Below are 13,201 nucleotides of genomic sequence, written 5' to 3' on the forward strand. Positions count from 1 at the left end.
CCCTAAACGATCCGGACAGGAATATCTTCCGCCATCAATTGTTTTTTCAAATCTGGAATTTTTACTTCGCCATAATGGAAAATCGATGCAGCAAGCCCCGCCTCAATTTTTGGCAACTGAAATAACTCAATAAAATCTTCACTTTTTCCGGCACCACCAGAAGCCACGATTGGTAATGCTGTGATTTCACTAACGGCTTGCAACAACTCCAAATCAAATCCCTGCTTCACACCATCGGTATCCATACTGTTGATGACTAATTCCCCCGCGCCTAACTGCTCACCCTGACGAATCCAGTCTAAGGCCTCTAATCCCGTATCTTCACGACCGCCCTTAGCAAAAACGTGCCATTGATCGCCAACGCGTCGAATATCCACAGATAAGACGACGCACTGACTGCCGTAGCGTTTTGCACCTTCTTCAATCAGCTGCGGACGACGAATCGCGCCTGAATTAACGCTGACCTTATCCGCGCCGCAATTCAAGACCCGTTCAAAGTCAGATACCTCATTAATTCCACCGCCAACAGTTAGAGGGATAAAAACTTCTGAAGCGACACCTTTTAAAATATCAGTGAACAAGCCGCGTTCCTCTGCTGAAGCTGTAATATCATAAAAAACCAGCTCATCTGCTCCTTGTTCATTGTAAAAACGAGCTAAAGTCACGGGATCATTGACATCCTGCAAACCAGCAAAATTCACACCTTTAACCACACGCCCATCTCGAACATCTAAACATGGTACGATTCTCTTTGCGATCATTGGTCATCCTCCTCACCGACTGCTAAAACATCCTCTAGCTTTAAGCTACCATTGTATAGTGATTTTCCTACAATCGCACTGGAAATTCCCAACTGCTTCAAGCCTTCAATATCCTTTAGTGATGCGACACCGCCAGAAGCCACAATTTCAATATTCAACTGATTGAGCTTTTCATATAATGGCAGATTGATTCCCTCACCAGTACCATCACGAGAGATTTCAGTAAAGATAATCGTTTCAGCGCCCCATTCAACAAGTTGCTGACAAAATTCAAACGCATCTGTCTCCGTTTTTTCCAGCCAGCCTTCGACTGCGACCTTCTCATCTTTCGCATCGACACCGATCGCGATTTTACTTCCGTACTTTTTCAGCATCGCTTGAGTAAACTCAGGATCTTTTTGAGCGATCGTCCCAAGAATCACACGGTCGACACCTGCGGACAAACAATGCTCAATAGTTTCCTCGTCACGGATTCCTCCACCAACTTCTACAAATAAATTTGTGTTTTCAACGATTTTTTTAGCGATCCCAAAATAGTGCAGCTTTCCGGCCTTAGCGCCGTCCAAATCAACAAGATGCAGATACTTAGCACCCGCTTTTTCAAAAGATTGAGCAAAAGCCACTGGATCATCGCCAAATACCTCTTTTTGCTGATAATCACCTTGATATAAGCGCACAACTTTCTCATCTAAAAGATCAATTGCTGGGAAAATTTTCATACCGGTACCTCCGTAAATGCTTTTAGAATATTCAAGCCGACTTCTCCACTTTTTTCTGGGTGGAATTGTGTACCGAAGACATTTTTATTTTGTACGATCCCTGGGATAGAGAGTCCGTATTCGCTGTCGGCGACCAGATGCTCTTGACAATCCGTTGCAAAGTAGCTATGAACATAATAGACAAAATCATTAGGACCCAATGATTTAACCAACGGACACTCTGTATTTCGTATATCTAGCTTGTTCCAACCAATCTGTGGAACCTTTAGATCGATATCCACTTGATCAAATGCTTCACGCATTGAGACAATTCGCCCTGGAATCAAGCCTAAACCAGGATGCTCTCCAAACTCTTCACTTTTATCAAATAAGAGCTGCATCCCTAAGCAAATCCCAAGAAATGGCTTGCCGGAAGCTGCCAGCTCCTGAATCGGCTCAACTAAAGACAATTCTTCTAGTTTTTTTCGTGCATCGCCAAATGCTCCAACCCCCGGTAAAATGATTCGATCGGCCGCTTTCAATTCATTTAACGAACGTGTAATCTGACATTCTACTCCCAAATACTCCAATGAGCGCGACAAACTAAAGAGATTGCCGACACCATAATCAATAATTGCTAGCATAGGCTTCCCCCTTAATTGATCGTTCCTTTTGTTGATGGAATCTCATCTGGTGCTAATTGATTGATTGCTACCGCTTCACCTAACGCTCTTCCAAAACCTTTGAAACAGGCTTCCACGATGTGGTGGCTATTCTTACCAGCAATTTGGTGCAGATGAATCGTCGCACCTAGTTCTCGGGCAAAAGCGATAAAGAATTCCTCAACTAACTCAGTATCAAATTGCGAACCGATTTTTTCGCTGGGAATATCCAGCTCGACCACAGCCATCCCACGTCCGCTGATATCAATCGCTGACATCACTAAAGCTTCATCCATCGGTAATAGCATACTGCCATAACGTTTGATGCCTCGACGTTCGTCAAGACTTTCAGAAAAAGCTCGACCTATCGCGATCGCCACATCCTCAGTCGTGTGGTGAGCATCAACCTCAATATCACCATCACATACCAGTTCCAGATCAAAGCGTCCATGGCGAACAAATAATTCCAACATATGATCTAAAAAGCCCACACCTGTTTTGATCGTTTGTTGTCCTGTACCATCAACCGTCAGAGCCAGTTGAATCTTTGTTTCAGATGTATTACGTGTCACTTCTGCTTTTCTCATGCTTCCACCTCTTCTAGTATTGTTGATAATACTTTAACTAGCTGCTCCATTTGCTCCTGGGTTCCCACAGTGATCCGTAAATAATCCTTTGTACGCGGCTGATTAAACCAGCGCACTAAAATTTTCTTTTCTCGCAAAGCCTCGAATAATTTTTCTCCAGTAATTTGCGGATGTTTTGCAAACAAGAAGTTTCCCTGACTATCTGTTTGTTCAAAACCAAGCTTTGTCAGCGCCTGCTTGCTCCATTCTCGAACCTGAATTGTTTCTTGAATTTTTTGATCTACGTATTCCTGCTCCTGTAAAACTGCGCCGCCAGCTGCTTGAGTTAAGCTATTGATATTGTAAGGATTTAAACTGAAACGTAAGCGATTCATATCTGCTATCAAATCCGTATTCCCAACACCAAAGCCTAAACGTGCTCCCGCCAATTGACGGGATTTTGAGAAGGTTCCTACCACAAATAAATTCTGATATTTTTCAATCAAAGTCACCATTGAAGCTCCGCTAAAATCAATATACGCCTCATCCACAACAACTAAGCGATCTGGATGACGCTCTAAAAAGGCGCAGATTTCTGCTTGTGACAAATAGATGCCTGTTGGCGCATTGGGATTGGCAAAAATCACTGTGCCGGCCAACGCATCGTATTCCTTGAGCTCTAGCGTGAAATCATTATTCAACGGAACAACGGTTGAATCAACTTTATAAAGAGCGCTATATACCTGATAAAAACCATAGGTCACATCTGGAAAAGCGATGCCTTCTTCAGTGAAGCCTTGAAAAATATACGAGAGCACCTCATCACTACCATTACCAAGGAAAAGCTGCTCCTGCTTCACACCTAGATGCTGTGCTAACGGTTTTGCTACAGCTTCGACGGTAATATCTGAGTAACGGTTTAAGCTTTGCGACACCTCAGCAACTGCTGATTCCACGCTGGGGGCCGGCGGATAAGGACTTTCATTTGTGTTTAATTTAATGAATTCTCCCTCGTTTACTTGTTCTCCTGGTGTATATGGAGTGAGATCCTGATATTTTTGATTTAAAAATGTCATGCCTCTTCACCTCTTCTCACTTTCATGGATCGCGCATGGCCGATTAAATCTTCAGTCTCCGCGAATAGTTCAACTGCAGAGGCTGCTTCTTTCATAGCCTCTTCGGTATAATACAGGTAGCTGCTCTTCTTTATAAAATCATCCACCGATAATGGCGAATAAAACCGAGCTGTTCCTTCTGTAGGCAAGGTATGGTTCGGTCCCGCAAAGTAATCCCCTAAAACCTCTGGAGTGTGATGACCTAAAAAGACGCTTCCGGCATTTTCAACCCTTCCTAACAAAGCAAACGGCTCTGATACAGATAGTTCCAAATGCTCCGGCGCGATTTGGTTAGCGATAGCGATCGCTTCTTCCAAATCTTTTACTAAAATAATTTTCCCTGTATTCTCGATAGCTGCTCCAGCGATTTCTTTACGCGGCAATACCGCTAATTGCTGCTCTAATTCTGATTGAACTTTTTCAATCAGTGTCTCTTCTGTCGTTACCAGAATTGCTTGTGCTAGTGTATCATGCTCCGCCTGCGCTAAAAGATCGGCTGCAATCCAGCGAGGATTTGCGCTATGATCAGCAACGATCAACACGTCACTCGGTCCGGCGATCATATCAATATCAACTTCGCCATAAACCATGCGCTTGGCCGTGGCAACATAAATATTTCCCGGTCCCACAATCTTATCTACCTTCGGAATCGTCTCTGTGCCATACGCAAGTGCCGCTACACCATGTGCTCCACCTACTTTGTAAATTTCATCTACTCCAGCAATAGAAGCAGCCGCTAAGATAGCTGCTGGAACATTTCCTTCACTATCTGTTGGGGTCATCATGACAATTTTCTTCACACCAGCGATCTTAGCCGGTAGGACATCCATCAAGACGGTACTGGGATAAGCCGCCGTTCCACCAGGTACATAGACTCCGACACGTGCTAAAGGAATGATCCGCTGCCCCATCACAACACCATTTGGTTCTGTTGAAACAAATCCTTGTCGTACTTGTTTTTGATGGAAGGATAGAATATTTTCTTTCGCCTGCTCCATCACCTTTAATAATTCTGGCGATACTCCCTTTAAGGCTGCTTCGATCTCGCTTTCACTGACTGCTAATGTATCCAAAGTGACATGATCGATTTCTTTGATTAATTGATAAAGGGCTTGATCTCCATCTTGTTGTACGCGTTCTATAATTTTTTTGACCACCTCAGATACATCCGCAGTCTCAGAATACTTTCGTGCTAAGATATCGGCTAATTGATCCGTTTGAGTTGAATACACTCTCATAGTTGCTTCCTCACCTTCTCGATCACTTTTTGGATTCGTTCTTGCTTAAAGCGCCATGTCGCGTTGTTAATGATCAACCGAGCAGAAGATGGCGCAATGTCTTGAATCACCTTCAAATCATTTTCTTTTAAGGTCGTGCCTGTTTCGACAATATCGACAATCACGTCGGATAACCCTAATAATGGAGCTAATTCGATCGAACCGTGTAAATGAATCAATTCTACAGACCGCCCAATCCCTTCATAATACTCACGAGTGATGGTCGGATATTTTGTTGATACACGTAACGGACGTGAAAAATCTTCTTCGAAATCATTATGCGCAGCAACCGCTAATCGGCAGACACCCATATGTAAATCCAAAAATTCAATAACGTCTGCTTTGTTTTCTAATAGAATATCTTTTCCTACCACGCCGATGTCCGCTGCTCCGTGCTCCACATAGATTGCTACGTCACTGGGCTTCACTAAAAAGAAGCGTAATTTATTAACCTCATCACAAAAAATTAGTTTGCGATTGTCTTCAAAGACACCTTCAGCTGCCACTCCGGCCTTGGTGAACAGATCATACACCGCATCTCCCATTCGCCCCTTAGGCAGAGCTACATTCAAGTACTCTGAACTTTGATTATCCGATGGTAGTTTTTGCCCGACATGATTCAGCTTTAATCCAAAGCCAATCGCACCTTGACGCTTTCCTTGACGACTCATTAAACGGTCGTAACGTCCGCCATATAAAATTGTTTCCCGCGCTTCTTTAATGAAGCCTTGGAACAACAATCCACTATAATAATCCGCATCATTCATGATCGAAAAATCTAATCGCAGACGAATTTTCTCTGATAAGTCTTCTTTCTGCAATGCTTTGTATAATTGTTTCAATTCTTCTAATCCAGCCTGCGCTTCAGGATAAGACGCCAACAAAACTTTGGCACGCTGATATTTTGTTTCAAAATCTCCTGATAAACGAACTAATTTGGCTAAGTTGTCCGCTTCTTCTTTTGATAATCCTGCTTTGGTTGTCAATTCATCCATGCCATGAGAACTTTTATCTCGCAGGCAATCCAAGACCTTTTGGCGATCCTCAATTGAAAAACGATCACAAATCCCATTGATGATTCCCATATGTGAAAGATCTAGTGTTCCTTCACCAACTTGTGCCAAACTTTTCCAAGCAAGCTTTAACATTTCCAGCTGATCATCCCAAGTAATTTCATCAATGATTTCTAGACCGATCTGATAAATTTTCTGGTACTCGCCTGCCTGACGATCATGGCGATAGACATCTTCTACATAATAAACCTTTCGTGCTTCGCCATCTGGTGTATTTTTAGCAATTGACAACGTCACATCCGGCTTCAATGCCATTGTCCGACCATCGTTTCCAGTAAAAGTAATGATGGAGGAATTTCGCAAAAAATTGTAATTTTGCTGATAGTCACCATATTCTTCAAAGTTGTTTAAGTGATAAGGATGAAAATGATGCTGAGTATATAACTTTCTTAATTTCAATTCGATCTGCTCTTCGGGTCTTAATACTTCCCATAATTCTTCCACACTTATCACTCCTAAGTCATTTTTATGTATTTAATTTTCTTTACAGAAAATTAAGTCTGATTTTCCTACCGTATACCATTCAGCTAAACAGTTCGAGCTTTATTTTGCCCTACTTTGTTGTATTCAGGTCGGATGCCGCACACTGCGAAAAGCTGAACTGGCATCCTAAGTCATTTTTTTGTATTTAATTTTCTTTGCAGAAAATTAAGTCTGATTTTCCTACCATGTACCATTCAGCTAGACAGCTTGAGCTTTATTTCGCCCTACTTTGTTGTATTCAGGTCGGATGCCGCACACTGCGAAAAGCTGAACTGGCATCCTAAGTCATTTTTTTGTATTTAATTTTCTTTGCAGAAAATTAAGTCTGATTTTCCTACCGTATACCATTCAGCTAAACAGTTCGAGCTTTGTTTTGCCCTACTTTGTTGTATTCAGGTCGGATGCCGCACACTGCGAAAAGCTGAACTGGCATCCTAAGTCATTTTTTTGTATTTAATTTTCTTTACAGAAAATTAAGTCTGATTTTCCTACCGTATACCATTCAGCTAAACAGTTCGAGTTTTATTTTGCCCTACTTTGTTGTATTCAGACCAGATGCCACACTCTGCGAAAAGCTGAACTGGCATCCTAAGTCAATTTATGTAAACATTTTTTCAAGTTCATAAAAAATGAAGTTGATTTTCATTTCGCATACCAGCTCGACACGTATTCTTAGTTTATCTGATATATCCTTAGTGTTTTCTAACAATATTAATCGTTTTGCCATAAATTAGCAATGGTAATCTGTGAATGAGCGAACATTTTGCAGAATAAGAAATTAAACAATTGATTTTTCAGCAAATTTTTCTGATATACTTTTCTTAACAAGAAAATTCGAAGGCGAGGGAAAAGAAAATGGTGGAGAAGCTTAAAAGAAATTATCGGAAATTCGATGCGTTATTGCGAAGAAAGCCTGGATATTCAGTGTTGTTTACAGTCACTATCCTAATTATTACCCAAATGATTATCAATCTGCTCAGGCATGCCCCATTATTTTCTAATTCTTTCTATGCGCTATACATTTTAGAAGTATATTTCATTGGTTATCTTGCTTCTGTGATTACTAGCAGAAAAAGGTTCCAATTCTTGGTTTGTTTTATTTTGGTCTTCCTATCTTTCTTGATTGCGAGCATAATTGAGAAAAGTATCGTTGATTACACAACGATCATCCTGTTTGGTTTGTTCTCTCTTCTTGGTGGATTAGGCTCATTCCTGATAGCTATTGATACGACCAAACAAAAAAAAGATTTAGAGGTTTCTGATGGTTCAAAGAAATCCTAAAACAAAAAAATTTAACTCTCTATTGTTTGATCTCTGCATATTCGTAGGTGCTCTTCTAGCTCTATGGACATATGATCTGTATAAGTATGGCTGGTCTATTGAGCCTCTGTTTAAGATTATCATCGTTACCTTATTCTTATTCTTGATAGCATCCTATTTGCTTGAGGCTAAAACAGCCTTCAATCCTAAGCTGAAACTTCTATTGTATTTCCTTTACTTTATGATCGTCGGCACCTTTGCTTCAGCTGTGATCTCTCAGAATCAATTAAATGGACAAATGATCTTTATTTATTTTTCTCTATCTCTTTTTAGCAGTCTTATCTGGCAATTCATTTGTCAAAAATTAAAAACAAAAAAATAATCTGCAGCGCCTAATAGGTTCTGCAGATTATTTTTCGTCGCTCGGTTTTAATACATCTTGCCATTCGCCCATTTGATCAATAAACTTTTTACTCTTCAAATGTAGGCCAATATATTCTTCGTATAATTGATCCAGTGTTTGGCGGATCGCTTTTTTTGTCTCCGGCTTTAGATTGATCGTATTGATATTTTCATAGGTTACACTGTTAAACAAGCGGATAAAATAGATTGCTCGTGGGTCAGCATGATAACGATGCTGATCTAAATGCCAGTGATCTTGGCAAAGAATCCCATTGTACTTCGAGGAGAAATCGAAGGCGCCGGTTTTCTTTCCGCACACTCCACAAGCCTGCCAATTAAGCGAAACTCCGAAGCGCTGCATGATTTGAACTTCAAAAATATTCATGATCGTCTCACCATCTGCACCTTCATCCATTCGCTGCAATGCTTCTCGAGTGAACCCGTACAAAGCCGGATCATACACATGATCTTCAATCGCTGCATCCGTTAAACCTAAGATATAGGAACCATAAGCATTCAAAAAAATATCCTCTTGAAGCTTTCGCATAGGATGGATATCTTTGGCACTATTTAAGAAAGAAAGGCCATCCGTTTTCAAATTCCCGATAAATACCGCTTCAGTAAAAGGCTGAACCGCTGTTTGCAAGGGGTTGTTCGCACGATGAATTCCCTTTGCAAAAAACATGACCTTCCCAGCCGATTCCGTGAAGATCTTGATTAGCTTGTCTTTTTCTTTATAATCCCGACTAAATAAAATGATGCCTTTGGTTTCACCAACCTGCGCCATCCATACGCACCTCTCTTCGATAACATCTAACTCAGTTTAACAAAAGTCTATCTAAACATCCTGCGAAAAGCAGAGCTAACAAAAGCTCCACGAAGAAATCGTGAAGCTTTGTTTATTAATAGTCGTCTTTACGGTAACCGTAGTCTTGGAGATAAGTTTGTTTATCGCGCCAATCCTTTTGGACTTTAACCCAAAGCTCTAAGTATACCTTGTCAGCTAAAAGCGTCTCAATATCCTTGCGGGCTTGTGTACCGATATTTTTCAGCATCTTCCCGCCTTTTCCGATAATGATACCCTTTTGGCTTGTCCGTTCGACAATGATCGTCGCTTGGATATGAACCTTGTCATTCTCATCCCGTTTCATTGATTCCGTCACGACAGCCACTGAATGCGGAACTTCATCACGCGTTAAGCTCAATACTTTTTCACGAATCAGTTCAGAAACGATAAAATATTCTGGGTGATCGGTAATTTGATCGTCTGGGAAATATTGTGGACCTTCATCCATTTGATCGACTAAAACATCTAGCAAATGCTCGACATTGTTGCCTTCTGTCGCCGAAATAGGGATGATTTCTTTAAATTCCATGATTGTCCGATAGTCATCAATGATCGCCAATAACTCGTCTGGATGGATCGTATCAATTTTATTGATGACCAAGTAAACAGGCACTTCTTGTTTGCTTAATCGTTCCAAAATGAAGTCATCACCGCGTCCACGTTTTTGATCTGCACTAACCATGAAAATGATGGCATCCACTTCACGCAAAGCGCTATAGGCCATCTCTACCATGTAATCGCCTAAGCGATGCTTCGGTTTATGAATACCTGGCGTATCGATAAAAACTATTTGTGCTTCCGGTGTTGTATAAACACCTTGAATTTTATTTCTAGTGGTTTGTGCCTTATCGCTCATAATCGCGATTTTTTGACCTACGATGCGATTTAGTAATGTTGATTTACCAACATTTGGTCGACCAACAATCGCCACAAACCCTGATTTATGTTCTGACATGTAAAAGTTCCTTTCTGAACCTTAAATACTCAATTTCCCGAAAGAAAAAGCTCAATAATTTTTGGTAAAAAGATAATCACACCAACGATTATGGCAAACACTGACGTCACTAAAACAGCTCCGGCAGCCATATCTTTGATTTTCTTGCCGATTGGATGAAAATGGCAATCGGTTACCATGTCTACCACATTCTCAAAAACCGTGTTGATAATCTCCACAATCCAAACGAGAAAGACGGCTAAAAAAATCCAAAGCCATTCTAACACAGAGACTCCTAATAAAAATGCTACCAGAATCGCCATCAGGCCAAAAACCACGTGAGCACGCATATTGCGTTCCTCTTGAAAGACTGTCTTGATCCCTTGAATCGCAAATTCTAACGAGGTGATAAAATGTTTGTTTTTCTCTGTTTTATCTTTTAAGTCCATAGGCATCTAATATCTCTTTCTGCAGACCAAACATCTCTTTTTCGTCCTCAGGAGTCATATGGTCGTACCCATTGATATGCAAAAAACCATGTACAGCTAGAAATCCCAGTTCGCGATCAAAGCTATGCCCATACTCCTCTGCCTGTTCTGCGGCACGTTCCGTAGAAATCATGATGTCGCCTAAATTCCGCGGCATTGGATCTTCCTCGTCCATGATGATCGGAATCTCATCTTCACCTTCTTCTTCCAGCGCAAAGCTGATGACGTCAGTCGGTGCGTCCTTGCCGCGATAATCACGATTGATGACTTGGATCGCTGCATTATCCATAAAAGTAACAGACATTTCCGTATCCTTCGGCAATTTTAAATAATCTGCCGCAAACTGTAATACGCCATCGATTTCTTGAATTTTTTCTTCAGAGACCTGCTCTGTTTCGTCAATAAACGTAATATCCATTACTCTTCCCCTTTTTTCTCTTGCTCTTCTTTCATTTTCTCCGCCTCTGATTGCATTCTCGGATATTTGATGCGTGAATGGAAGGTTGAGCTTAAACCGCTAATCAATGATTTTTCAACGATGCGAATCTCTTTCAACGTCAATCCAGAATCGTCTAGCTGACCATCATTGATTCGTTCCTCAATCAGATTATGCACAAACTCCGTAATCTTATCAATCGAAGGATGATCCATCGCTCTGACCGCCGCCTCACAGCTATCCGCGATGTTTACAACCCCAGCTTCGCGAGTCTGTGGCCTAGGTCCTGGATAACGGAAGTCTGCTTCTGTTACTTCAGGGTTGCGCTCCTTGGCTTTAAAATAGAAGAATTTCATCAAGGTTGTTCCATGATGCTGATTACAAATATCAATCACCATTTGCGGCATCTTATATTCCTTCAGAATTTTCGCCCCTTCAATCACATGACCGAAAATAATTTGTTTGCTATCTTCCGGCAGCAGGAAATTATGCGGATTCTCTGCCCCAGTCGGTAAATTTTCTACAAAGAAATTTGCATGACGAATTTTACCAATATCGTGATAGTAGCAGGCTACTCGCGTCAACAACGACCGACCGCCGATTTCTGCCACAGCATTAGCGCTCAGGTTTGCCACCATCATTGAGTGATGATAGGTTCCGGGAGCCTTCTCCAGCAGTTCTTTTAACAACGGATGGTTCGGATTACTTAATTCATTTAAGGTAATTACACCGCTATCTGTCACTAAGATTTCGATATACGGTTGAAGTCCCATTCCCATAATAAAGGATAAGATGCTGGCAGCAAAAGCACCTAGCAGCAGTCCCCAAGTTTGCGAATCAGTAAAGGACATTCCTTGATAGATACTTAAAATGATCGACCAGGCAACTGGAAAGGCCACGATCCAAAGCATTGCTTGCTTCACTTGATCAGATAAGCGTCTTTGTTTTACCATAACAGCTAATGTACCTGAGAAAAGGTACGTCATTAAAATGACAGGCAACATATTCGTACCGATGGCATTGTAGTAAATAAACAGTGCAAAAACGGTCTGAAAAACTGCGGACAAAGCCCCTGCTCGTCGATTAACAAAGACCGTCAGGATCAGTGGAATGAAGGCTGCTGGGAAGAACAACGCTAGATTATTCGAAGTGCCTCCTTGAAAAGATTGCAGTATCTTCATGATAAAAACGCCAATCGTCATCGTCGCGCTATAGAATAAAATGAAGCGGACACGTTGAAACTCAACTTCAAACTGACGGCTATAAAACCATAACAAAACACCTTGTAATATTGCGGATAAAACCATTGCAATCAATGGGAAAATCGATGTACTGGAGCTAGTCAAGCCTAATAGTTTCAACTTATTAATCGCATTTGCATCAATTTGACTGCCTTCACGAACAATGACTTCACCTTGGTAAATCATTACAGGTTGAACTGAATCACTGGCTTGCTCTTTCAATTCATCCGTCCGCTTTTGATTTAAGGAATCATTGATAACAATCCCTGCTTCTAATAAGTAACGCATTGCTTGATTAGATTCTTCTGACAATCCTAAACTTTGGATCTTATCAATGGCCTGCTGTTTGTATTCAGCAAGATCGCTTTGACGAATGCGTTTTGTCATTTGTTCATCTAACAGTTTCAGACTTTCTGTTCCAACCTTCGTCAAATCAGCAGCACTTAGTTGGACAACGACTTGATAAAATTCTTCTGGCAGCTGTTGATAGAAAGTAACTGTATCCTGATCTAAACCTTCAAAATTCTTTTTTACCGCTGCTACACGCTCATCCACTGTCGGTTGGGGAACTTTTTCTCCATCTTTAGCTTGTGAAACCTTCGTCTGATAATTTTTATCTAATTCAGTATTCGCCTTTTGAATCAATGAGATTAATTGATTGATACGATCATGCTGTGTTTGCGCCAAGTCAGCTTGATATGTATATTCTGGCGTGACTGCTTCAGCGGCCAATTGACGCTTTTGGTCCGTTTCAGCTTTATTTTCAATGGTTTTATTGGCTCGAATACTTTCTGTAGCCACTTGACCTTCTTTATAATCTACACTTTTTTGAATGACGCTCGTAAGCATCGTTAATACTAATATAGTCGAAAAAGCGCCTAAAATGATTGGTATAAAATTTGAACCTAACTTTTTCAGCAAGTTATTGATGGGTCGATTTAACATCCAATTCCCTCCT

Annotated in this window: 13 protein-coding genes; 1 reads left to right on the forward strand and 12 read right to left on the reverse strand. The window is 41.0% G+C overall.

The window, feature by feature from the left end:
- Positions 1-2 precede the first annotated feature (2 nt).
- Genes hisF through hisG form a run of 7 tightly spaced genes read right to left on the reverse strand, consistent with a single transcriptional unit; the run spans position 3 to position 6,596 of the window.
- Positions 3-761 (reverse strand): imidazole glycerol phosphate synthase subunit HisF, encoded by a 759-nt coding sequence (gene hisF / locus IGI52_RS09645; RefSeq protein ID WP_438781174.1) that lies wholly within the window; start codon positions 759-761, stop codon positions 3-5.
- On the reverse strand, positions 758-1,480 hold the full coding sequence (gene hisA / locus IGI52_RS09650; RefSeq protein ID WP_048718209.1) for a 1-(5-phosphoribosyl)-5-[(5-phosphoribosylamino)methylideneamino]imidazole-4-carboxamide isomerase: 723 nt from the start codon (positions 1,478-1,480) through the stop codon (positions 758-760). Before hisA ends, hisF begins: the two co-directional genes overlap by 4 nt.
- Entirely contained in the window at positions 1,477-2,103 is a 627-nt protein-coding gene (hisH, locus tag IGI52_RS09655) for an imidazole glycerol phosphate synthase subunit HisH (RefSeq protein ID WP_172702072.1), read from the reverse strand. The genes hisA and hisH overlap by 4 nt, the downstream gene beginning before the upstream one ends.
- Positions 2,104-2,114: 11 nt before the next feature.
- On the reverse strand, positions 2,115-2,708 hold the full coding sequence (gene hisB / locus IGI52_RS09660) for an imidazoleglycerol-phosphate dehydratase HisB (protein ID WP_172702071.1): 594 nt from the start codon (positions 2,706-2,708) through the stop codon (positions 2,115-2,117).
- On the reverse strand, positions 2,705-3,763 hold the full coding sequence (gene hisC, locus IGI52_RS09665; RefSeq protein WP_127979555.1) for a histidinol-phosphate transaminase: 1,059 nt from the start codon (positions 3,761-3,763) through the stop codon (positions 2,705-2,707). Before hisC ends, hisB begins: the two co-directional genes overlap by 4 nt.
- A complete protein-coding gene (gene hisD, locus IGI52_RS09670; RefSeq protein WP_438781175.1) occupies positions 3,760-5,040 on the reverse strand; it encodes a histidinol dehydrogenase in 1,281 nt (426 codons plus the stop codon). Before hisD ends, hisC begins: the two co-directional genes overlap by 4 nt.
- Positions 5,037-6,596, reverse strand: a complete 1,560-nt coding sequence (gene hisG / locus IGI52_RS09675) for an ATP phosphoribosyltransferase (RefSeq protein ID WP_438781176.1) — start codon at positions 6,594-6,596, stop codon at positions 5,037-5,039. Before hisG ends, hisD begins: the two co-directional genes overlap by 4 nt.
- Positions 6,597-7,490: 894 nt before the next feature.
- On the opposite strand from hisG, the gene IGI52_RS09680 reads away from it, so the two are divergent.
- Positions 7,491-7,916, forward strand: a complete 426-nt coding sequence (locus IGI52_RS09680; RefSeq protein WP_438781177.1) for a hypothetical protein — start codon at positions 7,491-7,493, stop codon at positions 7,914-7,916.
- Positions 7,917-8,304: 388 nt separating this feature from the next.
- Here IGI52_RS09680 and recO read toward each other — a convergent pair whose 3' ends face one another.
- The 5 genes from recO to IGI52_RS09705 all read right to left on the reverse strand — a co-directional run bounded on the left by recO (position 8,305) and on the right by IGI52_RS09705 (position 13,188).
- Positions 8,305-9,084, reverse strand: a complete 780-nt coding sequence (gene recO, locus IGI52_RS09685; protein ID WP_438781178.1) for a DNA repair protein RecO — start codon at positions 9,082-9,084, stop codon at positions 8,305-8,307.
- A 115-nt stretch (positions 9,085-9,199) separates the two neighbouring features.
- Positions 9,200-10,099: a GTPase Era gene (era, locus tag IGI52_RS09690; protein WP_181236300.1), complete on the reverse strand. Its 900-nt coding sequence runs from the start codon at positions 10,097-10,099 to the stop codon at positions 9,200-9,202.
- Between the two features lie 29 nt (positions 10,100-10,128).
- Positions 10,129-10,533, reverse strand: coding sequence for a diacylglycerol kinase family protein (locus IGI52_RS09695; RefSeq protein WP_016181321.1), 405 nt, complete (start codon positions 10,531-10,533; stop codon positions 10,129-10,131).
- Positions 10,511-10,984, reverse strand: a complete 474-nt coding sequence (gene ybeY, locus IGI52_RS09700; RefSeq protein WP_048718173.1) for an rRNA maturation RNase YbeY — start codon at positions 10,982-10,984, stop codon at positions 10,511-10,513. Before ybeY ends, IGI52_RS09695 begins: the two co-directional genes overlap by 23 nt.
- Positions 10,984-13,188: an HD family phosphohydrolase gene (locus tag IGI52_RS09705; protein WP_102866024.1), complete on the reverse strand. Its 2,205-nt coding sequence runs from the start codon at positions 13,186-13,188 to the stop codon at positions 10,984-10,986. The genes ybeY and IGI52_RS09705 overlap by 1 nt, the downstream gene beginning before the upstream one ends.
- Between the last annotated feature and the right edge of the window lie 13 nt (positions 13,189-13,201).

This window comes from Enterococcus sp. DIV0187 (assembly GCF_051713785.1).
Taxonomy (GTDB): Bacteria; Bacillota; Bacilli; order Lactobacillales; family Enterococcaceae; genus Enterococcus_A; species Enterococcus_A avium.

What these genes read in the sequence shown, in the direction of transcription:
- hisF (WP_438781174.1), bottom strand. Translation starts at nt 761, where the DNA reads ATGATCGCAAAGAGAATCGTACCATGTTTAGATGTTCGAGATGGGCGT.
- hisA (WP_048718209.1), bottom strand. Translation starts at nt 1,480, where the DNA reads ATGAAAATTTTCCCAGCAATTGATCTTTTAGATGAGAAAGTTGTGCGC.
- hisH (WP_172702072.1), bottom strand. Translation starts at nt 2,103, where the DNA reads ATGCTAGCAATTATTGATTATGGTGTCGGCAATCTCTTTAGTTTGTCG.
- hisB (WP_172702071.1), bottom strand. Translation starts at nt 2,708, where the DNA reads ATGAGAAAAGCAGAAGTGACACGTAATACATCTGAAACAAAGATTCAA.
- hisC (WP_127979555.1), bottom strand. Translation starts at nt 3,763, where the DNA reads ATGACATTTTTAAATCAAAAATATCAGGATCTCACTCCATATACACCA.
- hisD (WP_438781175.1), bottom strand. Translation starts at nt 5,040, where the DNA reads ATGAGAGTGTATTCAACTCAAACGGATCAATTAGCCGATATCTTAGCA.
- IGI52_RS09680 (WP_438781177.1), top strand. Translation starts at nt 7,491, where the DNA reads ATGGTGGAGAAGCTTAAAAGAAATTATCGGAAATTCGATGCGTTATTG.
- recO (WP_438781178.1), bottom strand. Translation starts at nt 9,084, where the DNA reads ATGGCGCAGGTTGGTGAAACCAAAGGCATCATTTTATTTAGTCGGGAT.
- era (WP_181236300.1), bottom strand. Translation starts at nt 10,099, where the DNA reads ATGTCAGAACATAAATCAGGGTTTGTGGCGATTGTTGGTCGACCAAAT.
- IGI52_RS09695 (WP_016181321.1), bottom strand. Translation starts at nt 10,533, where the DNA reads ATGCCTATGGACTTAAAAGATAAAACAGAGAAAAACAAACATTTTATC.
- ybeY (WP_048718173.1), bottom strand. Translation starts at nt 10,984, where the DNA reads ATGGATATTACGTTTATTGACGAAACAGAGCAGGTCTCTGAAGAAAAA.
- IGI52_RS09705 (WP_102866024.1), bottom strand. Translation starts at nt 13,188, where the DNA reads ATGTTAAATCGACCCATCAATAACTTGCTGAAAAAGTTAGGTTCAAAT.